Raw genomic sequence first — 25347 nt, 5'->3', positions numbered from 1 at the left:
TTCGCACAAAAAATAAGAAAGAAAAAGGAGAGTATTTATGAGGAGAGGAATCTTAGTCCTAGTCATTGCAGCACTTTCAATTTTAGCAGCTTGTGGATCTGGAGAAAGTGAAGAATCGAAAGGAACGGTTACGTTTGGATTAAACAACTGGGCTGAAAATATCGCCGTTTCAAATATGTGGAAAGTGATACTTGAAGAAAAAGGATACGACATTGAACTAAAATCAATGGAAAAGTCACCAGTTTGGGCTGGTATTTCACAAGGCGATCTTGATGTAGCAGCAGAGGTTTGGCTCCCAACGACTGATAAGCCACTATATGAAGAGTATAAAGAAGATGTTGAGATGCAAGAAACATGGTATGAGGGTACTGGTCTTGGGCTGGTTGTTCCTTCGTATATGGATATCAATAGTATAGATGAACTGAACGACAAAAAAGACGAACTTGGATTAGAACAAATTGTTGGAATTGATCCGGGCGCTAGCTTGATGGAAATGAGCAGAACGGCTGTTGATGAATATGAATTAAATTATGACCTTGTCGATAGCTCTGGTCCAGCGATGATGAGTGAGCTTAAGAAAGCTTATGAAGACGAAGAACCTATTATTGTCACGCTGTGGAATCCTCACTGGGCTTTTGCAGAATATGACTTAAAGTACCTGGAAGATCCCAAAAATGTTTATGGTGAAGCGGACGATATTTACTTTATGACAAGAACAGATTTCAGTGACGATCACCCTGAAATCGTTAAGTGGATGAACAATTGGAAGATGGATGATGATTCACTCGGTAGTCTAATGGCAACGATTAAGAATGCTGACGACACCGAAACAGGCGCAAAGCAGTGGGTTGAAGAGAACGAAGAGCTTGTCTCTAAATGGACTGAATAACGGCCTGAACTCATCTTCGAATTCTTTATCTATTAGCTCTCATGAATGTCTTTATTTTTTAGTACATTTGTGTGACTAACCAATATGAAAAGGAACCCGAATGGGTTCCTTTTCATTATCTAACGTTACATTTAAGAATATGTCAAATCATTTTCTGCAACAACTTTGCCAATCGTCTTTCCTGATTCAAGTCGTGCATGAGCGTCACCGATCGTAGTAAAAGTAAAGCATTGTTCATCCAAAACCGGCTTTAATATGCCGTGATCTACCATATGCGCAACGCGGTTTAGAATTTCTCCGTGATGCTCTCTTCCTTCATTCGTTAACATCGGAACGAGCATTAAAACACCATGGTATGAAGCACTTTTCACATAAAGTTGTGTCATATCGTGTTCACCACTGCCAACAATACAGGCAACGTCGCCGCCATTTTTCACTGCTTGAAATGACTTTTCCATGTTATCTCCGCCTACTGTATCAAAAACAGCATCGAAACCTTTTCCATCTGTATAGTGATTAACATATTCTTCGACAGACGTTTCTTTATAATTGATCGCGTAATCAGCACCGAGTTCTTGACCCAGCTTCATTTTCTCATTCGTTGAAGCTGTCGTATAGACGACGGCACCTAGTGATTTAGCAATCTGAATAGCGATGTGCCCAACGCCGCCTGTCGCACCGTGAATAAGAACATTTTGTCCTGGCTTTACATTGATTCGATCAATGAGCGCTTCCCACGCCGTGATAGATACGAGCGGCAATGCGGCAGCTTCTTTCATAGATAAACGCGCTGGTTTCTTAGCCACAAGCTTTTGATCAACAATCATTTGTTCACGGAGTGCTCCGTCGAGACCTTTTACCCCGCCCGCACAAGCATATACCTCGTCACCTTTTTTAAACGCGCTTCCTTCATATGCTTCCTCCACAATGCCAGCTACATCTCCATGTAGAACGGCTGGAAATGCTGGAGCAAACGCTTCTGCTTGACCAGATCGTATTTTCATATCCACTGGATTAACGCTTGTTGCTTTCACGTTAATTCTCACTTCACCAGCTTTTAATTCTCTTGATGAGAGCTCTTCTACACGAAAATTTGATGGTGCTCCAAATTCGTTAATCACAACTGCTTTCATGAATAAACACCCTTCCTGGATCTAATTCAAATTACCTTGTTCATTCTTCTGCGTTTCCCCGATATCTTTCTAAACAAACAGGTATTTCATTCAGAATTTATGACCAAACTCATTATACAGCCGGTCATTATCTTTTCATAATAAAAGGTGCTGTCAGATGACCGGCCTATCAATGCAAGCCATTGAAGAAGCCCTTCTCATGCGTATGAGAAGGGCTTCTTCACGTTCATTTGGATATGGTTAGTATGCTGGATGTATCTTGATTACGAAATCCTATTGATGATGTTATTTACCTCTGAGACGCTATCTCGAATTATTTCCTCCGCGGATTTCGAAGTACTCAACCGTGGGTTTTGCCCCGACCACAATGACATCCATTCAGGATGATTTTGCTCAGCTGCTTGTTTACGAATCTCTTTTGTTAACGTGTTTAACACTGGGTAACCAGGCAACATTGGTAAGTTAGATTCAGTCATTTCGGTAATAAAATCATTTTTTATACCACGAGCAGACTTCCCACTAAATACGGGTGTGATCATTGTTTGTTCTTCCGTGCTCGTTAATATCGCTTGTTTGTGAAGAGGGTGAGCCCCACTTTCTTGACACGTCACAAATGCTGTTCCCATCTGAACAGCTCCAGCTCCAAGAACGAGCATACTGAGAATTCCTCGTCCATCCATGATTCCACCAGCCGCTATAACAGGAATCTCTATGGCATCAACTGTTTGTGGGATAAGAGAGGAAATACCGACAAGAGACGAATTAACTTCACTTTCAAAATTGCCACGATGTCCACCCGCTTCTGCCCCTTGCATCACCACAAGATCCATTCCTCTCTCTTCATTGATAATGGCTTCATTTACCGTCGTTGCCGTTCCGATAAGGATCATTCCTTTACGCTTTAGTTGCTGGACATCCTCTTTTGAAGGAATTCCAAAAGTAAAGCTACATACAGGTACATCTGCCTCTATTAAAATCTTAAGCTTTTCTTTGTATTCTTTTTTTAAAACCGAAAAAGGCTTCTCTTTATAACTATAGTCTTCTATACCAAGTTTTGTAGCATAGCACTGAAGCACCTGCTTCGTCTGCTCCACCACTTCATTGGAGGAGTGATCCTCCTCAGGAATAAACAAGTTAACAGCAAAAGCCCTTGACGTGAACTGTTTAATGTCTTTTATCGCGATCCGCATTTGATCAGGTGTCATGTACCCAGCCCCTAAGCTGCCTAAGCCTCCCGTATTCGATACAGAAGCAACTAATTGAGGTGTTGTCACCCCTCCGGCCATTCCCGCCTGTACGATCGGGTATTCGATGTTTAATATGGAAGTTACGAGAGTTTCATTCCACAAGACTACCATCTTCCTTTCTATCTCTTCCTTTGCCCTTTCAAATACTTCTTTATAAAAAGAATGACTCCTTCCAATTACGCTGAGGAATTTATATTGCAATTCGATTGATCTACCGCTATGATAATGTTAACCATATATACACAATAGGTTAACATTATCGTTGCAGGGGGAATGAGTCTTGAAAGAAAACTCTTATTTGCCTGAAGAATGGCATGTTGTCGTGGAAGAAGCAATGGAAGCTTATGTCACTAAAGAAGAATTCCAAGCATTCTTAATAGAATATAGCCTACAAAAAGCGTGTATCAAAAGCCAGGAGTAAATTCTCCTGGCTTTTTAGTTGTAAAGAACGATGCTATATAACTGGATATTTTAGAATAGCCTGAGGCCCTGAGCGCCCATTCTTTTTCTTATTAGTATGAATAAACCCCGCTCCTAAATAAATCTTCTTAGCTGCTTCATTGTCTTCATTAACCCCAAGAACGATTTCATGACAATTAGGGAAATGCCTTTTTACAAACTGTTCTAGCAGCTGTAAAGAGGCTTTCGCAATCCCTCTTCCTTGCTCAGGTCGATTGATTGAATACGCTCTTAACAGAACGGCCTTAGTATTATCTGAATACGAGAAGGTATCATCCCCACGATCTAGAACGAAAAAGCCAACTGGCTGATCCTTTTCCATAATAACCACAGGAAAGCGATCATGATCGATCTGGCATTTCTCATATGCAGGGACTGGCATCGACGTGAAAGCGAGCTGCCTTTCATCTAGAGTGAATGATTTCAACGCATTAATATGATCGTTTTCAGCTTTCACAAGATAGATGTTTTCTTCATTAACTCTCAAATGAAAGACTCCTCTCCAATCTAACTCTTTTTTTTATTATTACTACTCAACCAGGAAAATTCAATATGACAGTAAGATAAAGAAGCGCTCCTAATCATAGGAGCGCTTCTCTTATTGCTTTTCGCGTCTAGCAAAATCAACAAATCTAAATTTATCAAGCCGGTGCCTTGATTCAGTATACTCAATTAATGTAGTGTCATTTAAATAAACGTAGTTTCGAACCACGACAACATGATTGTAATCATGCAAATCCAGGTAGAGACGATCCTCTTCATCCGCCTCTTCCACTACAATTTCCTTTTTAGCATAGCTTACAACAAGGCCAAGATCATTCTCTAAATAATCATAGATCGAATTCTCACAAATCGATTTTGTCAGCTCAGGAACAAATTCTACTGGAAAATAATCGCGATCCAGTATAATTTTCTCTCCATCTATTTCACGAGCTCTTACAACATGCCATACTTGCGCATTATCTTTTAGCTCCAACTGCTCAGCAACCCATTTCGATGGAAGATTTTTTTCTAGATCATGAACGATGGTACGAGAAGAGCGATTCATTTTTTGAGAGATTTCCTTAAAGCTCACAAGACCAGAAACCGGAAATTCATAGCGGTTAAGGTCGAGAACGACAGATCCTCGCGCTTTAATTTTCTGAATCAAACCATTTTGAGAAAGCAAATTAAGAGCTTTACGAATCGTCTCTCGAGATGTTCCGTACGCTTCCGCTAACTCGTGTTCTGAAGGTAATTTAGTATTCGGTTGATAGGTACCATTTTGTATATTCAGAGAGAGATCATTATATATTTGCTGGTACTTGGTTTGCTTCATAGACTCACCTTGCCTTAGTTAGATGATAAGCAATCGACTCATATGGTCGCAATGACACTTTCTTGAAAGTGTTAGGGGTGTCTTCATAATTCGATAATAGAACCTCTGCGTGATAACCATTTACTTCCATATCTTCCGGAAGTTCAAACGTTACTTCACTTTCATAGAAATTATTGATCACAAGAAGCTTTTCATTTTCACCGTTCCTTACATAAGCGAAAAGCTGTGGGTGTTCAGCTAAAAGAAGCTCATAGTCACCGTATGTGATCAAATCCATATTTTTTCTAAGTGCGATTAGCTTCTGATAATGTTCAAATACTGAATGACTCTCATTAAGAGTATCTTCGACGTTAATGTCTTCATAGTTTTTCGCAACGGGTATCCATGGTTCCCCTGTTGTAAACCCAGCGTTTGCTTCTGAATTCCATTGAACAGGCGTTCTTGAGTTATCTCTTGATTTATGACGCAAAATCTCGAGTACTTCCTCTTCACTATACCCTTTTTCCTCTTTAAGAATGGAGTAAATATTCAACGACTCTACATCGCGATAAGATGAGATCGCATCAAACTTTGGATTCGTCATCCCAATTTCTTCTCCCTGATAAATATACGGAGTACCTTGCATCAGGTGCATTGTTGTCGCTAGCATTTTGGCTGACTCACGTCTGTACTCCCCGTCATTCCCATAGCGTGATACGATTCTGGGCTGGTCATGGTTACACCAGAAGAGGGCATTCCAGCCTCCACCTTCATACATTTCCGCCTGCCATGTCGATAGAATTTCTTTTAGCTTTAGGAAATCAAAATCGGCTACAGACCACTTTTCTCCATCAGGATAATCGACTTTTAAATGATGGAAATTGAATGTCATGCTCAATTCATTTCGCTTAGGATTAGAGTATTTAATGCAGTTGTCAATCGTTGTTGAAGACATCTCCCCAACCGTCATGCTGTTATATTTCATAAACACATTGCGATTCATTTCGTTCATATACTCATGCACTTTTGGACCATCTGTATAGAATTTACGTCCGTCTCCAGGAGCTACAGAACCATCATCATTTGGGAAATTCTGATCTTTCGAAATAAGGTTAATCACATCGAGACGAAAACCATCGACCCCTTTTTCAAACCAGAATGTCATCATATCATACACTTCATCTCTTACTTTTTCATTCTCCCAGTTAAGATCAGCCTGTGTGACATCAAAAAGATGCAAGTAATATTGACCGGTTTCTTTATCAAACTGCCACGCATTACCACCGAATTTTGACTGCCAGTTTGTTGGTTCTGCTCCATTTACGCCATCTTTCCAGATGTAATAGTCTCGATAAGGATTATCCTTTGATTTACGAGACTCGACGAACCACTGATGTTCGGTTGACGTATGATTTACAACGATATCCATAATGATCTTAATGCCTTTTGAATGGGCTTCTTGAAGGAGACGATCGAAATCCTCCATTGTTCCATACTCTTCATAAATACTAAAGTAGTCTCGAATATCATATCCATTGTCATTCTGAGGTGAATCATAGATTGGTGTTAGCCAAACGACATCAACTCCAAGTTCACTTAAATAATCCAGTTTTTCGATAATGCCTTGAATATCCCCCGTACCGTTACCAGTTGTATCATTAAAGCTTTTCGGATAAATTTGATAAACGACTGACTTCTTCCACCATGGTTGTTGCATATCATTCAACTCCTAATTGTATACTTGAAAAAACAAACAAAGGCGATACCATCGGAGCAGCTTAAGTGCCTGATGATATCGCTCCTTTTTATTTACTCACTTACTTTTCTAACTTTCCCATACAAGAATGTTAAAACAAATGGTACGACGAGTGCGATGGCCATCCCCATAAAGAAAGCACCCCAGTATTCTTTAAAGATTGAAAGGAAGCCAGGTATACCACCTACACCGATCGATGTTGCTTCAACACCACTGACCGTAATAACAAGACCAGCCACAGCTGAACCAATAATCGCTGCAAAGAACGGGAACTTAAAGCGTAAATTCACACCGAATAGCGCAGGTTCAGTGACGCCTAGGAAAGCAGAGACAGCTGAAGTACCTGCAAGTCCTTTCGTTTTCTCATTACGTGTAATCAGCATCATCGCAAGTGCCGCTGCACCCTGGGCGATGTTGGAAAGTGCCAGCATCGGCCATAAGAATGTGCTTCCCGTACTGCCGATTAACTGCAAATCTACAGCAAGGAACGTATGGTGCATTCCCGTGATAACGAGTGGCGCATATAAAGCCCCATACACTAATCCACCAATAGCTGGTGCAAAATCAAATAATCCAATAAAACCATCCGTTAAGAGATTCGCAATCCAGAATGTCACCGGTCCAATAAGAGTAAACGCTAGGAATCCAGTTACGAGCAAGGCAACAGGAGCCACAATGAGCATTTGAATGGAATCTGGAATCCGCTTATTAAGAAAAGTTTCAATTTTGGCTAATATATAAGCTGACACAAGAACAGGCAAGACTTGCCCTTGATACCCAATCTTCTCTATTTCAAGTCCGAACAAATTCCATGTTGGAATATCGTCGGCTTCTCCATATGCCCATGCATTGAGGAGATCAGGGTGAACAAGAATAAGACCTAGTACAATACCGAGCAATGGACTTCCGCCAAATTGCTTCGCTGCTGACCAACCAATTAAGCCAGGTAAAAAGACGAAGGCTGTGTTAGCAATCAGGTTAATAATACTCGCTAAATCTGCCCACTGTGGATACACCTCTACAAGTGGATCACTAAAGAAGATATCCGGTGCTGTGAGAATATTATTAATCCCAAGAAGCAAACCAGCTGTTACGATTGCAGGTAAAATCGGTATAAAAATATCAGCAAGTGTTTTCACACCGCGCTGGAGGATATTTTGTTTACTTGCAGCCGCATCTTTCACGTCCTGTTTGGACGCGCTTTCAATATCTGCCATCTCAGCAAAGATCTTAAATACTTTATCAACGGTTCCTTGACCAATGACTACCTGAAACTGTCCATTCGCCGAAAAAGAACCTTTGACAAGCTCGTTCTCTTCAAGTGCTTTTGTATCTACTTTACTTTCATCATGTAAAACAAGACGCAGACGGGTTACACAATGTGTTGCGGTCGAAATATTTTCCTTACCGCCTATGGCTTCCAGGATCTGTTCGACAGACTCTCGATTAATCGCCATGTTTTCTTCCCCCTTAGAAATAATTAGATAGATCCTAAGAGAGTTGATATATAGCGCACTCTCTTAGGAAGTTCATAACTTTATCCTTTTACTTTGGTTGTCATAATTTCAGTCTCATTTGAAGCGCCGACTGTATATTTCTTCTCAACATTTTCAAGAACATCAGCATTTGTAATAATCACAGGCGTAATCGTACTCGCTGCTTTCTCCTTAACAAGATCAAGATCAACTGTGATGAGAGGATCGCCAACTTTTACCTTGTCGCCTTCTTTTACGTGACCTTCAAATCCTTCTCCACCCATGTTAACTGTTTCTAAACCAACGTGGATCAAAATTTCAAGACCTGATTCAGATTCAATTCCAACCGCATGCTTCGTATGGAAGAACTGGATTACTTTCCCGTTGACTGGCGAAACGACTTTTCCGTCTTTTGGCTCAATCGCAACACCGTCTCCCATCATTTTTTGTGAAAATGTTGGATCTGGAACTTTTTCAAGTTCAACAACATCTCCGTTTAAAGGAGCGTATATAACCTCTTCTGACAGCTTTTCTTTTTTACCAAATAGTTTTTTCAACATAAGAACATTCCCCTTTCAACCGCTTTCATTTATATTCTATCTTGTCTATACAAGTTTATCTTACACATGCAGTTTATCTTGTATAGACAAGTTAGTCAACTAAAATACTCATCTTTTAAATCACATTTCTAAGGGGGAAGATGTGATTCGATACATAAATTCCCTGATTGTCATATCCTAAACGCTGATACATGTTTCAAATTTCTCGAAAACGTATACAAAAGGACTAAGGAGTGATCATATGGAAAAGCACCAAATAAAAACGATAACGTTTGAAGATGATGGTAACATTCCAAACAACCCGTTCCATCCGCTTATTCTCTATCCAGGAGCGCTAGATCATCCCGGTAATTGTATGAAGATTTTCAAAGAAAACAATTGGACTAATGCGTGGGAGAATGGCGTCTTTTCTTATCATCATTATCACAGCAACAGCCACGAAGTACTTGGAGTGATTAAAGGAGAGGCTTCTATTACATTTGGAGGAGAAAACGGAAAAACGGTTGAAGTGACAGTAGGAGATGTTGTCGTCATTCCTGCTGGTGTGGGACATAAAAAAGAAGCATCCTCGACCGATTTCCGCGTAGTAGGGGCTTATCCAGCCGGTATGCCCCACGATCTTAGAACAGGAAAAGCCGATGAACGAAAAGATGCCATCGATAACATTAAGAATGTTTCATTACCTGCAACGGATCCTATTTTTGGTGTTAATGGACCATTACTTGACGTTTGGGGCCGCTAGAACATAGCAAAAGACGCCTTTATAGGCGTCTTTTTTAGGAAGAAGTATATTCAGATTTCTTAAATCCCGGAACCGTTTTTTCGTAAAAGTCCAGGTTATCAGGATGATGCGCTATACGGCTGTCAGAATGAAGAGAATCGATGGAAACCATCTCTTCATCAGTTAAATTAAAATCAAAAATAGCTGCATTCTCTTTAATCCGCTCGCTATGGGAGGACTTCACATTCAACAAAATCTGATGCTGAAGACACCATCTAAGAACAATTTGTGCAGGTGTTTTACCATAACGTTCGCTAACTGCTTGAATCACCGGATTCTTTAACACCTGACCTCGTTTTAACGGTGACCATGCCTGGACCTGAATTCCTTTTGATCGACAGTAATCTCTTAGTTCACCCTGTATTAACTCAGGGTGTAACTCAATTTGATTGAGAACAGGTTTGACGGTTGAGATACGAGAAATGGCTTCTAGATGGTGCGTCTCAAAGTTACTAACACCAATAGCACATACCTTTCCTTCATGATAGAGCTTCTCTAGCGCTTGCCATGTTTCAAGAAATAAGTGAGGAACTGGCCAGTGAATTAAATACAAATCAAGATAATCAGTGCCCAATCGTTCCAGCGATCTTTCAAAAGCAGCAAGCGTTGCATTATAGCCCTGCTCATCGTTCCAAACTTTAGAAGTAATAAACAGCTCTTCGCGTGGAATTCCTGAATCCTTAATCGCGCGACCCACTGCTTCTTCATTCTCATAATAGGAAGCTGTATCAATGCCGCGGTACCCCGTTTCAATGGCAACTTTAACAGCGCTGTAGGCATCTTCCCCATTTAGTTTAAAAGCACCAAAACCAAGATAAGGCATTTTAACACCGTTTGATAGAACAACCGTTTTCTCAATCCCCATCTTATTTCGCCTCCTTCTTCAATCACCTTTATCTCTAAAGAAATCTGACTCCCTTCTCTACACTATTTCTTAAGACGCTATGCTATTCCTTACACAAGCTTGCGGTATTCATTAATAAAAACAGTGGGATCCTTTTTGATAATAAATGATTCAACACCACTATTTGTATGAAGATATAAAAAACCATAAAGCGTCGATTGAAATCGATAGGACATATCAAAGACATCTTTGATCGCAAAATGTTTATGTCCAACAACTATCCGATCTTCATATAGTTCTAAATCGTGCTCCTGCTCTAGCGTTTTCTGTTCCGTACGTTCCATTTTTCTAATTACCTTGATAAATGGGTGAGATAAAATAAATTTCAAGTTCATCATCCTATTCTTCTATCATTCTACATATTATCACTCAGTTCCTCTTTAAGAGAAAGGGTAATAAAGAAAAAGAGCAGACCTTTACTGGTCCGCCCCCTTCTTTCGTATCAGTTAATGATAAGCATTAAGCTCAATCATTTTATCTTTTCTTTATTTGCCTTCAATAGCTTCAATAATTTTATTTGCAGCACTTTCACTTGATTGTGGATTTTGTCCTGTAATTAAATTACCGTCACGAACGGAATAAACTGACCAGTTCTCGCCTAACTCAAAGTTAGCACCTTTTTCACGTAATTTGGTTTCAAGCAAGAATGGCATTTGTTCAACAAGCCCCATTTCTCGCTCTTCAGAATCAGTAAAGGCACTTACTTTCTTCCCTTTTACAAGAGGTGTACCGTCTTTATAAGTTACGTTCACAAGTCCTGCTGGACCGTGGCAAACGGATCCGATAATTTTATCTGCTTCAGCTTGTTCCTGAAGGATATGTTGAAGAACTTCGCTATCAGGGAAGTCAAACATCGTTCCGTGACCGCCCGGTAGAAAGACAACGTCAAAGTTATTTGCATCTTCTTTTGTTACCTTAGTTGTATTTTTCAGTTGGTTTTGAGCGTCTTCCCATTCTTTCGGATCTTCTTCTGGGATACTATTTGGATCAAGCTCTACTTCGCCACCTTGAATGGAAGTGACTTTGATGTCATACCCTTTTTCCTTGAAGATGTTATAAGGGACAGCGAACTCTTCAAGCCATAGTCCTGTTTTGTGCTCTGAATCGATTTCTGTATGATTTGTTACGACCATTAATACTTTAGTCAATTGAATTCCTCTCCTTTATCTTCTAAGTACTTGTTAGTCTTTATGACCACTTTAGTACAATACCCGATGTTCAAAAAAGTATTCATGGGATTGAAGAATCCAGAAAATTTACTAATATAACAATTGAGGGATAATAAAAAACAAATAGAACACATTGAGAAAGATAGCACTCATAACAAGAAGAGTGTTTTTCTTCTTAATTTGCAGGATATAAAGAACGATCCAAAGAACAAATAATCCGATTGGAACGAACAGATAGTTATTATTTTCAGCTAACTTTAAAACACCGAGGAGTTCTAAAATAGAGTATGGAACAATAATGACTCCAAGAATAATATTGATAAGATGAATCCATTTTCTTTCAAGAGCTTTCACTAGAAATGTATCTCCTTTCTGAAAGAACCGATTTCACTAACTATTCTATTTTCCATCTCTATTGATGAAGAGTCAACGATCAATTTGACCAGGGCTTTTCAAACATAGTCCTTCTTTTCTTCACTCTTTCCATTCCATTATTTGGTCGTTTTCTAATCATATCGTCGGGTATTTGATCAAAATCGTCGAATAGACTCCTTTTCCTCCGAATGCTGTCTCTTGTATAGGACAATCATTCAAGGAGGAATAGAGATGAAACACAAAATGAAACTCGTAGCAGCGCTACTTATTTCTAGCATCATTTTTGTAGCCACGCCTTCATTTGCTTCTGCAGCATTTGATCGTGTCAACCAACAAGGCGACTCAGGGGGAGAAGTTAAGGAACTGCAAGACTATCTTATGACGAAAGGGCTATTCCCCTACTACACTGCAACAGGCTATTACGGAGAGATCACTGAAGAAGCCGTGAAGGATTTTCAGGCGAATCGCAATCTCCAAGTAGATGGGATTGCAGGACCAGAAACAAAACAAGCCCTTCAAGTCCTAAGACGTGGAGACATCGGGAAACAAGTCATACATATACAAAGCCAGCTTAATCAAGCGGGATATGAGAGCGATGCAGATGGGATATATGGTTCAGGTACAGCTACACTTGTAGAGGAATTCCAACGAGACAATGGCCTTTCAGCTGATGGGATTGCAGGACCATCCACACGTAGAGCGTTAGATCAAATGGCTGCACCAGGTTCAGCTGCAGGGAAAGAATTCACGGCAGAAAGCACCGCTTATACAGCCGATTGCACCGGGTGTTCTGGTGTTACTAAGATGGGAATCAATTTAGACAAATACCCGGACGCCAAAGTGATCGCCGTTGATCCTGATATGATTCCACTTGGCTCCATTGTGGAAGTTGAAGGATATGGCACTGCCATTGCTGCAGACATTGGTGGCGACATTAATAACAATCGTATTGATGTGTTTATTCCAAGTCAGCAAGGCGCCCTCAATTGGGGACGAAAAGATGTTAAGATACGCGTCATTGAATAAGAAAAAGAACAGGCATTCCATATTTGGAGTGCCTGTTCTTTTTTTATGATTTATTCGTTGCATGCTTTCCACGCTGCTGCAGTTTAATTAATCGATACGTATGCGTAAAGATTACTTTTAACACCGCATAAGTTGGAATCGCAAGAATGAGTCCTAGGAATCCAGCGAGGCTGCTGGCAACCAATAACAATAAAATAATCGTTAGTGGATGGATATCAAGTTTTCGCCCCATCACAAGAGGTGATACAAGGTTACTTTCTATTTGTTGAATTACGATCACACCAAGGACAACCCATAAAGCTGTAAGCGGTGATTGAATTAATCCTACAATAACCCCAGGTGCCGTCCCAATGATAGGACCGATAAACGGTACAACATTAAGGAAAAGGGCAATGAGCGCTAGAATTAACGCATAATCAAGATCAATAATAACATACCAAATGTAAACAAAGGTTCCAATAAAGATGCTAACAATCAGCTGGCCTTGAATAAAGCCACTTAATGCATCATCCATGTCCTCTAGTATTTTCGCCCCTTCTTTTCGATGAGCTCGAGGCACAACGCTAAGTAAAGAAGGCATCAGTTTCTTTCCATCTTTCAACATAAAGAAAAGGATAAAAGGAAGAAGCACAATTCCTACAAGTACATTTGTCACCACATTTAATATGGAGAAAAGATAGTTTCCGAAAGAGGAGCTAATTTCTCCGATAGAACCCGATATACGATCCGTTAACTCCTGTATATCAACCATTTCACTTTGAAGAATTCTCGCTATGTATGGATTGCTTTGCCATTCGTTGGTCGCCTTTTGTAGATCATTGATAAGGGTCGGGGCACCTTGGACAAGACTATTAAATTGATTAACTAGAACAGGACCAATACTCAGGACTAAACCAGTCACACCACCAGCAAGGGCAAGATAGACAAGGAGAATACCAAGCGGTCTAGGTATTTTCCACTTTTCTAAAAGGGCGATAACAGGTCTAAGAATATAATAAAACACCCCTGCAGCGATGATTGGAAATGCTAAAGTTGTTACGAGTATCACAAGTGGACGAAAAATAAATTCGATTTTACTCCCTACCCAAATCACTGTAAAAATAAGGAGGAGCCAAATAAAAAATCGAAACAATCGTGATTGCTGCATGATCGATCATCACTTCCTTTCATTCATTTTGATGAAGCCTTTACGGTAGAGCCGAATGATCATCTCGATGAACCAAACGGGGTATTTCTTCGGAAAGAAGCGACGTCGGTAGTAGCGATCATAGGCCATCTTTAAGTCATCCCAGTGCGTACACTCCTTTGATTGACGGAAGCGAACAACATCGATGACGCGAACTTCTCCATTCGAGAGAAGCATCACATTTTGGAGATGTGTATCGGAAGGATTCAACCCTTTAGAACGGGCATACTGGAGCGCCACATCCACCTGCAGTAACATATTATCAGTGATGATAATCCCTCGTCTTAAGCACTCGTAGAATGTAATGCCGTCCAAGTATTCTAAAACCACATACCCCTCTCCTCCTTCATAATAAAAAGGGAAGTGGTTATTATCTTGAAGTACTTGATAAATCGAAGCTTCCTGCACAGCAAGATGAGCACAGTCAGGATAGAAAACCTTAAGAACCTTTTGTTCATCAGGTATTCTAAATACGACTGCACTTCTACCTCTACCGATTAGCTTCAGCTCTTCTGGTTTTCGAAGAACCTCTGTTCCAGATATCTCAATTTGCTGAACCATTCTTCCAATGTCATTCAAATGACAACACCCTCTTCATTTCTCGCATTTGTTACGCGATCTCTATCTTTACACCTATTCGCAACAGATGGCATGGTATAAGGGTGAACCGCCTGGATCGCAATAGAAACCAAGTATATATAATAGCTTAGGTACACAAGAGGTATAATCTTTGTTTGAGAGAAATCTCATTTTTAAGACTATCCTACACCATTTACGAAAGAACACAAGGAAATGTTTCAGATTTCTAGAAAGTTTCTCCGGTCATCGTACTCATAAATAATTGGTAGAAAGCAAAATAGTTCATTGATATTGCGACTGAATGAATGGGTCTTCCATCAAATCCATCTTGTTCAAAGGATTTCCTAAAATCACCAATACTTAGGCCCCGGGCTTCTCCGGTAATTTCTACTGCTACACGAGTGCGGTAGAATGTGCAAATGTCCTTCTTTTCAACCCCCATTAACGTAAGCGCATCGTGAACAGGACTACCTTCAATGTCTGGAACCATTTTCTTATAAAATTCCTCATAATAGTAATCTAAAAGTGGCTTCATAAGAGGCGCCTTCCCTTTTGCATGAACATAATTAACCATTCCCGGCGTTACAATCGCATGCTCCGTCACATTTAGTGGAAATAAAAAAACATGCTCAGCATATTTCATCACAATATTTGCCGCAACTGGATCTGCATAAAAATTAGCTTCTGCACTCGGCGTCACGTTTCCTGGTACGTTAAATGCACCGCCCATTATATAAAATGATTTAATTCCTTTCATCGTATCTGGATACAAGAGGAAGAGAGTCGCAAGAGAAGTCATCCTCCCAACGTTTACGATCACAAGGTCGTCATACTCTTCAATTAATGAAATCACTTGAAAGAAATTCTCTAAAGGGGCAGCTTCATTTGGCGGTGGCGTAATAGGACCTAATCCTTCCGGTCCATGTACATTAGGATAATAAATCGGCACCTCTCCAGTCATAGGCTTTTCTGCCCCACCCATTACAGGGATATCCGTTCGGCCAACTTCTTCAAGTAAGTAGCGAACGTTACGGGTCGTTTGTTTTTTTGATACGTTTCCGTAGCAAGCTACAATACCAATAACATCCACGCCTTCTGATAAATAAGCAAATAAAAGCGCGATCGTGTCATCGATTCCTACATCTCCAAAAAACAAGACCTTTTGTCCCATTCCTTCACCTCATCCCCATACTTATCATGACTAACATATTCACAACGCTTTAAATTAAGAAGCAAGTCATTTGGATAGGTGAATATGAGGAGAAAAAGCTTTTTCATATTAATAAACTCTAAAGAAGAGCAGGTTTCCCTACTCTTTTGGTACAAAAATATTTAATTCGTTATGCATCACTTCTGCTTCGAACGGAAGGTGAATACCTTCATCGCCATCGATATTTACAACGAGTTCATGACCCGATTCCACTTTTAATTTCGAGGCTGGAAAATACTCCACTTGAGCATTATTTTGCAACTTCCCGCTAAAGAGATCTGGTATGATTTTAAACACTTTTGGAAGAGAAAACTCTCTTAATATAAAGACATGAAAGTAGCCATCGTTCACCTCTGCATGCTGAGCGAATGACTGTATCCCTCCAACTGAGTTTGTTAACGCGATCAGCATTAAATAAGCTTTCCCATCCCATTGCTTACCGTCGTATGTAATGTTCAAGTCAAATGGTGTTTTATCCTTTAATGCTTTGCCACCTTCAATTAAATAAGCTAGTGGACCAAATTTGGATTTTTGATCAGCCGTAACGTCATATACAGCTTCTGCAATGGCGCCAACTGCAAGTACATTCATGAAATATTGATCATTTATACGTCCAATATCAACCGGTTTCGTATGCTGTTCAGATAGAACCTCTAGCGCTTTCTTAGGTTGCATCGGTATGTTGAGTGCTCTTGCAAAGTCATTAACTGTTCCAAGGGGCACGAAACCAAAATCAGGGCGTTCTGTTTCACGCGCTAAACCATTCACCGCCTCATTGATCGTTCCATCTCCTCCCATTGCAACAACTGTATTAAAGTGATTCTCACAAGCAGCTCTTGCAAAACGAACAGCATCTCCCTCTTTTTCGGTATACTTCACCGTAACGTCTACATGGTTTTGTTCTAAAATGGCTACAGCCTCATCTTCATACTTCATCGCTTTTTCTTTCCCTGAAGATGGATTAATAATCAACATGGCTCGCTTCACAGCTATGTCCTCCCTAAACCAGAAATAGTAAGTCTCTTTCGTAGATTCCCTTCTTCTTAAGCCTTGAAACAGTATGATTCAATCAAATTGGTGGACGCATACAAATCGTTCTCAAATTAGTCGTGATATAAGATTTTTTATAAAACCATATGACAAACATTTCCTCTCCCCTATAATAGAATGGGGTATTCGAACACATGTAAAGGGAAACGTCATTAAATATGCTGTTTGGAGCACGGAAAGGAACTGTTCACGTGAGGAATTATATGTATTTTGCAAGTAGTTTTATATTATTATTCTTTTTTCTACAACTTCTATCGGGGATCATTTTAACAATGTTAGTCGAATCCCCCTCCTATACAAGCTTTGGAAATTATACGAGCGCAGAGAATTCTTTTCTTGTAACGATCATCATCATGGCGGTTTCAGCCGTCATAGCTTTTCTTATTCAAAAGTTGCTCAGTAAGAGACGAAAGTAATGAAGATTTCACTCGAATGAGTTAACAAAGCTATTTAGGAAGGTTCATTAATATGTAACATCGTTTGACGCAATAGAAAAAATATTATTCGTCCCTGTCTCTTGTAGAGATAGGGATTTTTAATGTGCTCTTCAGCTGTAATAGTTGTTTCTAATGAACGAAAATAGGCTATGTTAAACACTAAACGCCATTTATTCAGGAGTAGGAGTCGCATATGAAATATTATTCGCTGTATCGGATCGTCGTGATCGTTTGGATGTCGGTTAAGTTCTTCATTCAACTCGAGCATTTCAGAAGGAAAAGCAAGCATTCATGGGACCAGGAACGCTGGCAGAAGCTATTAAAGAAACAAGCGAAAGAATATAAGGAAAAAGCGATTCGTCTTGAAGGTTTACTTGTGAAGCTTGGACAGTTCCTCTCAACAAGAGCTGATATTCTTCCAAAAGTTTTTCTTGAAGAAATTGAAGATCTTGTTGACCGCGTCCCTTCTTTCTCTTGGGAGAAAGCGAGAAAGACTCTTGAAGAAGAGTGGTCATCTGATTACGAAGATGTCATTGATCACCTTTCGGAACGACCAGTTGCTTCTGCCTCTATTGGTCAGGTATACAGATCAACGTTAAAATCAGGTGAAGATGTTGCCATCAAAATCCGTCGTCCAAATATCCGTAAAATCATACGAGCTGACTTCCAAGCGCTCCGAATTGTGTTTTGGTTGATGGATACATTCACTTCTTATGGAAAACAGCTCGATCTTAGTAGACTTTATGATGAAGTTCGAAGCGTGATCGAAGATGAACTCGATTTTAAAAAAGAACTAAAAAACGGACTACACTTCCAGGAACGTTACAAAGACAGCCCGGGTTATCGCGTACCCAATTATGTATCTGAATGGTCAACGAAAAAAGTCCTTGTCATGGAGTGGATGGAAGGCGCGCGGATTACGAATCTGTCTTACATTAAAGAAAAGAACATAAACCGACAGGAGCTCGCACGTAAACTTTTGAAAGGCTACCTTGATCAGCTTCTTCAAGAGGGACAGTTTCATGCCGATCCACATTCAGGGAATATTCTGATCCAAGAAGATAGCACAGTTGTTTTTATCGATTTTGGGATGGTTGGTCATATTGAAGCAAGAGATGCTCTATCGATTCGCAAGCTGATTACTGGAATCGTGCTGAGTCAGTATCGTGATGTCACGGATGCGCTTGAAGAGCTTCGATTTCTTTTACCTAATTCAGATAAGCGGCAGATTGAGAAAGCTATCCAGACACTTGTCACGTTATTTGTGGAACAAGATTTAACGATGATGGATGAAGATACGGCAGATCAAGTGCTTACAGAAGTGCAAACCCTTGTAAATAAACAGCCCATTCAACTACCTAGTGAATTTGCTTTTCTAGGAAGAGCGATATCAACAATTGTAGGTATCCTTTACACATTGGACCCAGAAATTGATTTAATTGAAGAAGGAAAGCCGATTGTTCAGGAATGGATCAACCGGGAAGAATCAACTGATAAGCGCTATGATCCTAAGAAAATTTTGAAACAACTTTATGCGAGAATCACTTCCTATGAAAACCCTCTTGATCGATTGTCTGATGAGTTCAACCAACATCGGAAGTGGGAAGAATCGATGAAACAACGGGAAGTCAAGGCAAAAAGCATGCTGTGGAATAAGCATTATGGATTTATCCTTTTCTGCCTCAGTCTAATCGGATTCTTTATTAGTCAAGCCTTTGAAATTCAATCGTTACTCCTCCCTACTATGATTACTGGAGGAATCAGTTTACTCGTCATACTTCTTGCAGGCACCTTCGAGAAACGACTATGGAAAAAAAGGAGCAGTAAAAATGAATGATGAAAAAGTAATGAAGGAAACAACAGAAAAGCTCGGACGCTCTGAAGTGAAAGTGCAAGGTCTTCAAGATGGGTATCGTATTACAGTGAAAGGAAATGAAGAAGAGCTCAAGCAAAAACGACGCGTTGGCGGTGCCTTTATTAACCTTCTTAAACAACTTGAAAAAGCAGGCTATCGATTGCCTTTTCCATTCTCATGGATTCTGCGCTTCTGGAATCGGTATTCAAAACCATAGAAGATGAGGGAGCATTCCCCCTCTTTTTTATTTTCACTTCTTCCTCTTATTGGTACAATGAGGAAATGAAACCACTTATCATTGATTCACAAGAAAGGATGTGCGCCATGGATAAGAAACACGCAGCAGAACTAATTACAAAAGTTAGAGAGACTTCTCCTCTCGTTCACAATATAACGAATACAGTTGTTACGAACTATACTGCAAATGGTTTACTTGCCGCAGGAGCTAGCCCTGTAATGGCGTATGCACGAGAGGAAGCGGCAGATATGGCGAGAATTGCAGGAGCTGTCGTCTTAAATATTGGTACACTTACAAAGGAAACCGTTGAAGCGATGCTACTCGCTGGAAAAGCAGCAAATGAATTAAACACCCCTGTTATACTCGACCCAGTTGGAGCCGGTGCTACTCCTTATCGAACGTCAACTGCTCGCCGCATTTTAAAAGAAGTCGACGTTCAATATTTGCGAGGAAATGCCGCAGAAATCGCTAATGTTGCAGGAAAAACATGGTCAATTAAAGGCGTTGATTCCATCGAAGGGGACGGAAATCGCGAAGCTCTTGCTAGAAAAGCTGCCAAGATGTTTGGCTGTGTTGTGATTGTAACTGGGGAAATTGATACCATTTCAGACGGCAATACCTCAATAAGACTAGGAAATGGTCATCCCATTTTAACGAAAGTAACCGGCACTGGATGTCTTCTCTCTTCCCTGCTTGGGGCATTTGCAGCCGTTGAACCAGACCCTATGCTCGCAGCCTATGGCGTTCTTGCTTTCTATGGAGTGGCTAGTGAAAAAGCCGCTCATATCGTTGGAAACAGGCCTGGAGATTTTCAAATTGAATTACTTAACCAACTCTCTCTGCTCTCATCAAAAGAAATTGAAGAAAGCATTCAACTCATACCGAACTAACGAAAAGGGGAGCGCGAATCAACATTCGCGCTCCCCTTTTCGTTCAAGAAATCAACCTCTTCTTCATCAAAAAACATACTCCTATCAATGAGCAATAAAAAAGCAATCCTCCACGCCTTTGAATGTATAGACCACTTTTTCAAGCAACGGATGGAAGTAAACAATGAGATAATCTCCGCTTCGATCGATGACTCGTTTACCCCAATGATACACTGGATAATCCTGCATGGTGCATGATTCTGTTTCGACTTCGGAAGTGATCCAATCGATCACTTTTGCTTCCTCATCCATTACTTCCCCCTCGAGAACTTACTGATAGGTGAATGTGTACTACACTTTCTTCTCTACACCATGACGCCCATCCACCGAAAGTGCTCTATTGTTTAAGACATATCTCACTCGTTTTTCTGATTATCACTTTCAAAGAACATCCCAATTCATGTAAAAACCTGAAGCAAAGGCTTCAGGTTCGTACTAAAACAAGAGGCCAATAATTCCGGCCAGGATGCCAAAGACGATTGCGATAATATACCAGATCACCGCAAGAACAACGATAAGCCAACCGATTCCTTTTCTACCTGTTTGAATGAAATAAATCCCAAGTACGATTGGTCCAAATATCAAACCGATAATGGCCCAAAAGAAGGAACTCTTATCTCGTTTCTTAGCATCTATAAATAAGAAAATGGCGATAACCACATTTACAATAAAGCCAAATGACATTTCCATACGCTCACCTCATTTCTAGAAAACTGTTTCCCTTTTGTCTTTCATTCTAAACTGGGCATCTATGTTATTTACGTGAGATCAACGATTAACGTATCGAATGCAAAGGATATCTTCTTATTTTTTAGTATGGTGTTTTCCACTTGTTTTAGATCATCAAAGCTTAATTGATCGGGTTCTTCGATATGTGTTAGAAAGACTTCCTTCACTTGAAGCTTCTCAATGATTTCAAGCGTCTGACGAAACGTTGCTTCTTCTTTGAGTACAGGGTGATCAGCGCTTATTTGACGTTCCCCAGTGATCGGATGAAATTCGCAAACACCTGTAGGCAGCACCGCAACATCCAATTTTCCAAGCTCCGGTGGCTCCCAACCAAATAACTCGTCAGGCGCAATGAGAATACGTTTGCCCTCCCCCTCAAACAAAAAGGCATAAACATAGTCCTCTGAAAGGCGAAACGGTGTAATCGTTACCCCATTAAGACTCACCTTGTCTCCATCACTCAGTTCATGAAGCGATATGTACTTCTGACTATCGAAGAAAGCTAGATGCTCTGCTGTGCCTAATCTTGTTTGAAAATCGATGGCTACTTGTTCTGGAAGATAAACGTCCGTCGTTGTTCCTTTTGCAGGATGATTAATCCAATCGGCATTCACTGATTCGAGTACCCTTCTCCCCATCACATGGTCGGGGTGCCAATGGGAATAAAAGACGCCATCAATGTTTGAAATACGTGATCGATTTAACTGCATGTAACTATCTTCAGGTGTATCAATCAAAACATTGGGCCCATGAATAAACACGCTTGGACCAGATCTACTGTATGGAAGTCCCTTTTCTCTTGCTTCCTTGCACACGTCACATTGACAGAGTGGGCGCGGTATCGCCATAGCGCCACCAGTGCCAAGAAATTCGATTTGCATCTCCTTACTCCCCTCTCATAATTTGGAATCATTTACCTCTCTCTCATTCTATCTTTTACTTTCTATAAGAAAAAGACTAATTTTAACATTTGTCACAAAATCGACTGTTTATTTCAAAATGAGAAGGGAACACCATTCATAGATTCAAATTGAAGGAGGATGTTTTGAGATGTCAGAACAACAAACTGAAGTCACATACCAGCTTCCAAGGATCGGTTCACCTGCCCCCGATTTTACCGCAAACACAACTCACGGACAGATTTCATTAGACGATTATAAAGGTAAATGGTTTGTCCTATTTTCCCATCCTGCAGATTTCACACCTGTATGCACAACAGAGTTTGTCGCTTTTCAGGAAATTTATCCTGAGTTGCGTAAACTTGACGTTGAGCTAATTGGACTCAGTGTAGATAGCGTTTCCTCTCATCTTGCATGGGTGCGTAACATCGAGAAAAACTTTGACACCGAAATTGAGTTCCCCGTAATAGCGGATCTTGATCGCAACGTAGCGACACGATATGGCATGATTATGCCTGATGAAAGTCAAACTGAAACGAGTCGGGCCGTATTCGTCGTAGATGATAAGCAGGTTGTTCGAGCTGTTATCTATTATCCTCTTACTACTGGACGGAATATGAATGAAATCATGCGATTAGTTAAAGCTTTGAAAACAACCGATGATCACGGTTCACCAACTCCTGCAAATTGGGAGCCAGGAGATAAAGTCCTCGTTTCTCCTCCTAAGACACAGGAAGCAATGAAGCAACGTGAAAATGAGGATGATCTCGAATGCATCGACTGGTATTTATGTAAAAAAGAACTTAATGAATAAAGCTGCTATCAAATCGGCCTGATTGGCCGATTTTTTTTGGGGATTAACTTAACTTTTTTATTGCACGTTATCCCCTCTAGTTCTTTTGGATTATTTTCCAAATTGCACTTTGCTAGATTAAGATTATAATAGAAGGGAAAGCGTATTAGTTTGACGGAGGTAATGTTATGAAAAAGGAAGAGAATAAGCTTCCAAATGCAACCATTAAGCGGCTCCCACTCTACCTCTCTTACTTAAAAAGCGTTAAGAAATCGGGACAAAAATCGATTTCATCTGTAGAGATTGGAAATGCACTTAATTATAAATCAGACCTTGTAAGGAGAGATTTTTCTAAGATAAAAGCCCCAGGACGAAAAGGGGCTGGATATGAAGTGAAGAAATTAGTCAACCACCTTCACCTGATCGTGAACGAGAAGACTGAACCTGAAGCTGCACTAATTGGCGCCGGTCGCCTTGGGACAGCACTTCTTCACTATAACCATTTACGAAAGTCGTCTCCTAAAATCAAAATGGCGTTTGATAATAACCCAAAAATAGTAGGCAAAACGATTGCTGGTGTTCCGGTCTATCATATCGATGAAATGTATGACCGCTTAACCCCCACCGTCACCGTTGCCATTCTCGCCATTCCTGCTGCTTCAGCACAATTAATTTCCGAAAAACTATCTGAAACAGGAATTATGGGGATAATGAATTTTTCTTCGGCCTACTTGCAACTTCCCGCCAACATTCACCTACAGCAAATTGATTTGGCGAGAGAGCTTGATACATTATCCTTCCTCATTCACTTCTTCTAAACGATTGCAGAAGTAAAATAGGTTAAAAAAACCCATCACCAAATTCGTTAGCGAATTTTAGGTGATGGGGTTTTCTTTGTCACTCGTTTTTTATTTAACTTTGCTGGTTCATACCCATTATCGAACAACACACCGTTTGCCGTACCTGTTCTCTCCACAAGATCATTTACATCGCTTGCATTTAAAGTCTCCGCCGCTTTCAAGAAAATTAGAGCAGAAGCACGTGCATCATCCAGCGCATGGTGATGATCAAGGTCGATTCCAAGGTAATCAGAGACAACATTTAATTTATATCGAGGTAATGTCCACGTTTTTTTCGATAAATTCACCGTACAGTTATATGCAAGCATCGGATAAGGTAGGTTATATTGTTCGAGAACAGCGCGTAAGACGCTCATATCAAATTGGGCGTTATGCGCGATAAGGAATTTCCCCTCTACTAACTCACGAATTTCCTCTTTCCATAGAACGTCGAACTCAGGTGCGTCAGCTACATCCTCTTCTGTAATCCCATGAATACTAATGTTAATGCCCGCAAAATAATTTTGTTTTGGTTTCACCAATCGATAATACTCTCGAATAAGCTCCCCATTCTCGTATTCTACGAGACCAATGGAACAAACGCTTCCTCTTTGCGAATTAGCCGTTTCAAAATCTAGTGCAACGAAATTCATATCGTAACTCCTTTATCACTCAATACTTCCATCTTAAAATGTTCTCTTCCATCCGTCTACCTATTTGATTCTTTCAATACAAATAGTCTTTGTATTTAGTTATAAAATTCCAAGATCACTCCACTTATAATGAATAAATTCTTCTCTATAGCCGATAATGGATACCACGTTAAGAAATAGAGGTGAAAACATGAATTCAATCGATACTTCGTTACACATTTTTTATTTTATCGTCATGATCTCAAGCGCCATTTATTTTTATCTCCTAAGTCGAAACCCAAAAGGCGTTCCCTTGTATGAATATGTTGTCGCCATTCTAATCACAGGATGGTCTGGGGTCGCTTATTTATCCATTGCTTTAGGGCAAGGGATATTAGAAAGACCGGAAAAAACGATTTACTTTGCACGCTATTTAGATTGGGTAGTCTCCACTCCTCTCTTACTACTATCACTTGCCTTAACTGCTATGTTCTACCAAAGTAAAATCAATCGTACACTCATCGCTTCTTTGATTGCAGCTGATGTTTTTATGATTTTAACTGGTCTCATTGCAGATTTTTCATCTGAATCACTAAAATATGTTTGGTACACAATGGGGCTTGTGGCTCTCGTCATCATATTAGTCATTGTATGGGGACCCCTCAAGAAAATAGCGGATGGTTCAAACGAGCAACTTGCAAAGCATTATAAGCGAGTGGCGATTTACTTAACATCTTTTTGGGTTCTTTACCCTACCGCATGGTTTTTCGGTTCATCAGGAGTTGGCGTAACTGCAGGCATCATTGATACTCTAGCCTTTATCGTTCTTCCGATATTCTCGAAAGTAGGATTTGGTCTACTCGACCTTCACGGATTACGAAAACTAAATGGGTAATACCA

29 protein-coding genes are annotated in these 25347 nt (G+C 40.2%); 10 read left to right on the top strand and 19 right to left on the bottom strand.

Translation table 11 applies throughout. The annotated features are described in order from the left end of the window. The first annotated feature begins 37 nt into the window (after window positions 1–37). Window positions 38–889, top strand: a complete 852-nt coding sequence (locus IQ283_RS15540; RefSeq protein WP_194221030.1) for a glycine betaine ABC transporter substrate-binding protein — start codon at window positions 38–40, stop codon at window positions 887–889. 131 nt (window positions 890–1020) lie between these two features. On the opposite strand, the gene IQ283_RS15535 is transcribed toward IQ283_RS15540, so the two are convergent. Both IQ283_RS15535 and IQ283_RS15530 read right to left on the bottom strand, forming a co-directional pair. Continuing rightward, entirely contained in the window at window positions 1021–2022 is a 1002-nt protein-coding gene (locus IQ283_RS15535) for a zinc-dependent alcohol dehydrogenase family protein (RefSeq protein ID WP_194221029.1), read from the bottom strand. A 263-nt stretch (window positions 2023–2285) separates the two neighbouring features. Continuing rightward, window positions 2286–3380: an NAD(P)H-dependent flavin oxidoreductase gene (locus IQ283_RS15530; RefSeq protein WP_194221028.1), complete on the bottom strand. Its 1095-nt coding sequence runs from the start codon at window positions 3378–3380 to the stop codon at window positions 2286–2288. Window positions 3381–3549: 169 nt separating this feature from the next. Here IQ283_RS15530 and IQ283_RS15525 point away from each other — a divergent pair, with 169 nt between their 5' ends. Then, window positions 3550–3690, top strand: a complete 141-nt coding sequence (locus IQ283_RS15525; protein WP_194221027.1) for a hypothetical protein — start codon at window positions 3550–3552, stop codon at window positions 3688–3690. Window positions 3691–3723: 33 nt separating this feature from the next. Here IQ283_RS15525 and IQ283_RS15520 read toward each other — a convergent pair whose 3' ends face one another. The 5 genes from IQ283_RS15520 to IQ283_RS15500 form a co-directional block, all read right to left on the bottom strand. Continuing rightward, window positions 3724–4215 (bottom strand): GNAT family N-acetyltransferase, encoded by a 492-nt coding sequence (locus IQ283_RS15520; protein ID WP_194221026.1) that lies wholly within the window; start codon window positions 4213–4215, stop codon window positions 3724–3726. Window positions 4216–4326: 111 nt separating this feature from the next. Beyond that, window positions 4327–5046 carry a trehalose operon repressor gene (gene treR / locus IQ283_RS15515; RefSeq protein WP_194221025.1) on the bottom strand — a complete coding sequence of 240 codons (720 nt, stop codon included), beginning with the start codon at window positions 5044–5046 and terminating at the stop codon, window positions 4327–4329. A gap of 4 nt (window positions 5047–5050) precedes the next feature. Continuing rightward, a complete protein-coding gene (treC, locus tag IQ283_RS15510; protein WP_194221024.1) occupies window positions 5051–6742 on the bottom strand; it encodes an alpha,alpha-phosphotrehalase in 1692 nt (563 codons plus the stop codon). 92 nt (window positions 6743–6834) lie between these two features. After that, window positions 6835–8238 carry a PTS system trehalose-specific EIIBC component gene (treP, locus tag IQ283_RS15505; RefSeq protein WP_194221023.1) on the bottom strand — a complete coding sequence of 468 codons (1404 nt, stop codon included), beginning with the start codon at window positions 8236–8238 and terminating at the stop codon, window positions 6835–6837. A gap of 80 nt (window positions 8239–8318) precedes the next feature. Then, entirely contained in the window at window positions 8319–8816 is a 498-nt protein-coding gene (locus IQ283_RS15500; RefSeq protein ID WP_194221022.1) for a PTS sugar transporter subunit IIA, read from the bottom strand. Window positions 8817–9057: 241 nt separating this feature from the next. On the opposite strand from IQ283_RS15500, the gene IQ283_RS15495 reads away from it, so the two are divergent. Beyond that, on the top strand, window positions 9058–9558 hold the full coding sequence (locus IQ283_RS15495; protein WP_194221021.1) for a cupin domain-containing protein: 501 nt from the start codon (window positions 9058–9060) through the stop codon (window positions 9556–9558). A 34-nt stretch (window positions 9559–9592) separates the two neighbouring features. On the opposite strand, the gene IQ283_RS15490 is transcribed toward IQ283_RS15495, so the two are convergent. From IQ283_RS15490 to IQ283_RS15475, 4 genes are all read right to left on the bottom strand, one after another. After that, a complete protein-coding gene (locus tag IQ283_RS15490; protein ID WP_194221020.1) occupies window positions 9593–10462 on the bottom strand; it encodes an aldo/keto reductase in 870 nt (289 codons plus the stop codon). A gap of 89 nt (window positions 10463–10551) precedes the next feature. Beyond that, on the bottom strand, window positions 10552–10830 hold the full coding sequence (locus tag IQ283_RS15485; RefSeq protein WP_226612359.1) for a hypothetical protein: 279 nt from the start codon (window positions 10828–10830) through the stop codon (window positions 10552–10554). Between the two features lie 156 nt (window positions 10831–10986). Next, on the bottom strand, window positions 10987–11649 hold the full coding sequence (locus IQ283_RS15480; RefSeq protein ID WP_226612358.1) for a type 1 glutamine amidotransferase domain-containing protein: 663 nt from the start codon (window positions 11647–11649) through the stop codon (window positions 10987–10989). 111 nt (window positions 11650–11760) lie between these two features. Next, entirely contained in the window at window positions 11761–12024 is a 264-nt protein-coding gene (locus IQ283_RS15475) for a hypothetical protein (protein WP_194221019.1), read from the bottom strand. A gap of 252 nt (window positions 12025–12276) precedes the next feature. On the opposite strand from IQ283_RS15475, the gene IQ283_RS15470 reads away from it, so the two are divergent. Continuing rightward, a complete protein-coding gene (locus tag IQ283_RS15470; protein WP_242057362.1) occupies window positions 12277–13071 on the top strand; it encodes a peptidoglycan-binding protein in 795 nt (264 codons plus the stop codon). Between the two features lie 43 nt (window positions 13072–13114). Here IQ283_RS15470 and IQ283_RS15465 read toward each other — a convergent pair whose 3' ends face one another. The 4 genes from IQ283_RS15465 to IQ283_RS15450 all read right to left on the bottom strand — a co-directional run bounded on the left by IQ283_RS15465 (window position 13115) and on the right by IQ283_RS15450 (window position 17033). Continuing rightward, the gene (locus tag IQ283_RS15465) at window positions 13115–14218 is read right to left on the bottom strand and encodes an AI-2E family transporter (RefSeq protein WP_194221018.1); all 1104 of its coding nucleotides are present in this window, start codon (window positions 14216–14218) and stop codon (window positions 13115–13117) included. A 9-nt stretch (window positions 14219–14227) separates the two neighbouring features. After that, window positions 14228–14836, bottom strand: a complete 609-nt coding sequence (locus IQ283_RS15460) for a hypothetical protein (protein WP_242057361.1) — start codon at window positions 14834–14836, stop codon at window positions 14228–14230. Window positions 14837–15062: 226 nt separating this feature from the next. Then, window positions 15063–16007 (bottom strand): nucleoside hydrolase, encoded by a 945-nt coding sequence (locus IQ283_RS15455; RefSeq protein WP_194221016.1) that lies wholly within the window; start codon window positions 16005–16007, stop codon window positions 15063–15065. Between the two features lie 138 nt (window positions 16008–16145). Beyond that, window positions 16146–17033 (bottom strand): diacylglycerol/lipid kinase family protein, encoded by an 888-nt coding sequence (locus tag IQ283_RS15450; protein ID WP_194221015.1) that lies wholly within the window; start codon window positions 17031–17033, stop codon window positions 16146–16148. A 693-nt stretch (window positions 17034–17726) separates the two neighbouring features. Here IQ283_RS15450 and IQ283_RS15440 point away from each other — a divergent pair. The 3 genes from IQ283_RS15440 (at window position 17727) to thiM (ending at window position 20516) form a co-directional block, all read left to right on the top strand. Next, a complete protein-coding gene (locus IQ283_RS15440; RefSeq protein WP_194221013.1) occupies window positions 17727–19370 on the top strand; it encodes an ABC1 kinase family protein in 1644 nt (547 codons plus the stop codon). Further along, a complete protein-coding gene (locus tag IQ283_RS15435) occupies window positions 19363–19605 on the top strand; it encodes a hypothetical protein (protein ID WP_194221012.1) in 243 nt (80 codons plus the stop codon). The genes IQ283_RS15440 and IQ283_RS15435 overlap by 8 nt, the downstream gene beginning before the upstream one ends. 107 nt (window positions 19606–19712) lie before the next feature. Then, on the top strand, window positions 19713–20516 hold the full coding sequence (gene thiM, locus IQ283_RS15430) for a hydroxyethylthiazole kinase (protein WP_194221011.1): 804 nt from the start codon (window positions 19713–19715) through the stop codon (window positions 20514–20516). 84 nt (window positions 20517–20600) lie between these two features. On the opposite strand, the gene IQ283_RS15425 is transcribed toward thiM, so the two are convergent. The 3 genes from IQ283_RS15425 to IQ283_RS15415 all read right to left on the bottom strand — a co-directional run bounded on the left by IQ283_RS15425 (window position 20601) and on the right by IQ283_RS15415 (window position 22165). After that, on the bottom strand, window positions 20601–20807 hold the full coding sequence (locus tag IQ283_RS15425) for a hypothetical protein (protein ID WP_194221010.1): 207 nt from the start codon (window positions 20805–20807) through the stop codon (window positions 20601–20603). A 183-nt stretch (window positions 20808–20990) separates the two neighbouring features. Further along, complete coding sequence (locus tag IQ283_RS15420) at window positions 20991–21245, bottom strand: hypothetical protein (RefSeq protein WP_194221009.1); 255 nt, start codon at window positions 21243–21245, stop codon at window positions 20991–20993. Window positions 21246–21313: 68 nt separating this feature from the next. Further along, on the bottom strand, window positions 21314–22165 hold the full coding sequence (locus IQ283_RS15415) for an MBL fold metallo-hydrolase (protein ID WP_194221008.1): 852 nt from the start codon (window positions 22163–22165) through the stop codon (window positions 21314–21316). Window positions 22166–22334: 169 nt separating this feature from the next. Between IQ283_RS15415 and IQ283_RS15410 the strand changes: the two genes are divergently transcribed. Together IQ283_RS15410 and IQ283_RS15405 are read left to right on the top strand one after the other, a co-directional pair. Continuing rightward, window positions 22335–22997 carry a peroxiredoxin gene (locus tag IQ283_RS15410; protein ID WP_194221007.1) on the top strand — a complete coding sequence of 221 codons (663 nt, stop codon included), beginning with the start codon at window positions 22335–22337 and terminating at the stop codon, window positions 22995–22997. Window positions 22998–23164: 167 nt separating this feature from the next. After that, complete coding sequence (locus IQ283_RS15405; RefSeq protein ID WP_194221006.1) at window positions 23165–23794, top strand: redox-sensing transcriptional repressor Rex; 630 nt, start codon at window positions 23165–23167, stop codon at window positions 23792–23794. Window positions 23795–23841: 47 nt separating this feature from the next. Here the strand turns inward: IQ283_RS15405 and IQ283_RS15400 are convergent, their stop codons facing one another. Continuing rightward, window positions 23842–24468, bottom strand: coding sequence for a 3'-5' exonuclease (locus tag IQ283_RS15400; protein WP_194221005.1), 627 nt, complete (start codon window positions 24466–24468; stop codon window positions 23842–23844). A 190-nt stretch (window positions 24469–24658) separates the two neighbouring features. Between IQ283_RS15400 and IQ283_RS15395 the strand changes: the two genes are divergently transcribed. Next, entirely contained in the window at window positions 24659–25342 is a 684-nt protein-coding gene (locus tag IQ283_RS15395) for a bacteriorhodopsin (protein ID WP_194221004.1), read from the top strand. Window positions 25343–25347 lie beyond the last annotated feature (5 nt).

This window comes from Pseudalkalibacillus hwajinpoensis, assembly GCF_015234585.1.
In the GTDB taxonomy this organism is placed as follows: domain Bacteria; phylum Bacillota; class Bacilli; order Bacillales; family Guptibacillaceae; genus Guptibacillus; species Guptibacillus hwajinpoensis_B.
This window is presented reverse-complemented; position numbering and strand designations above follow the sequence as displayed.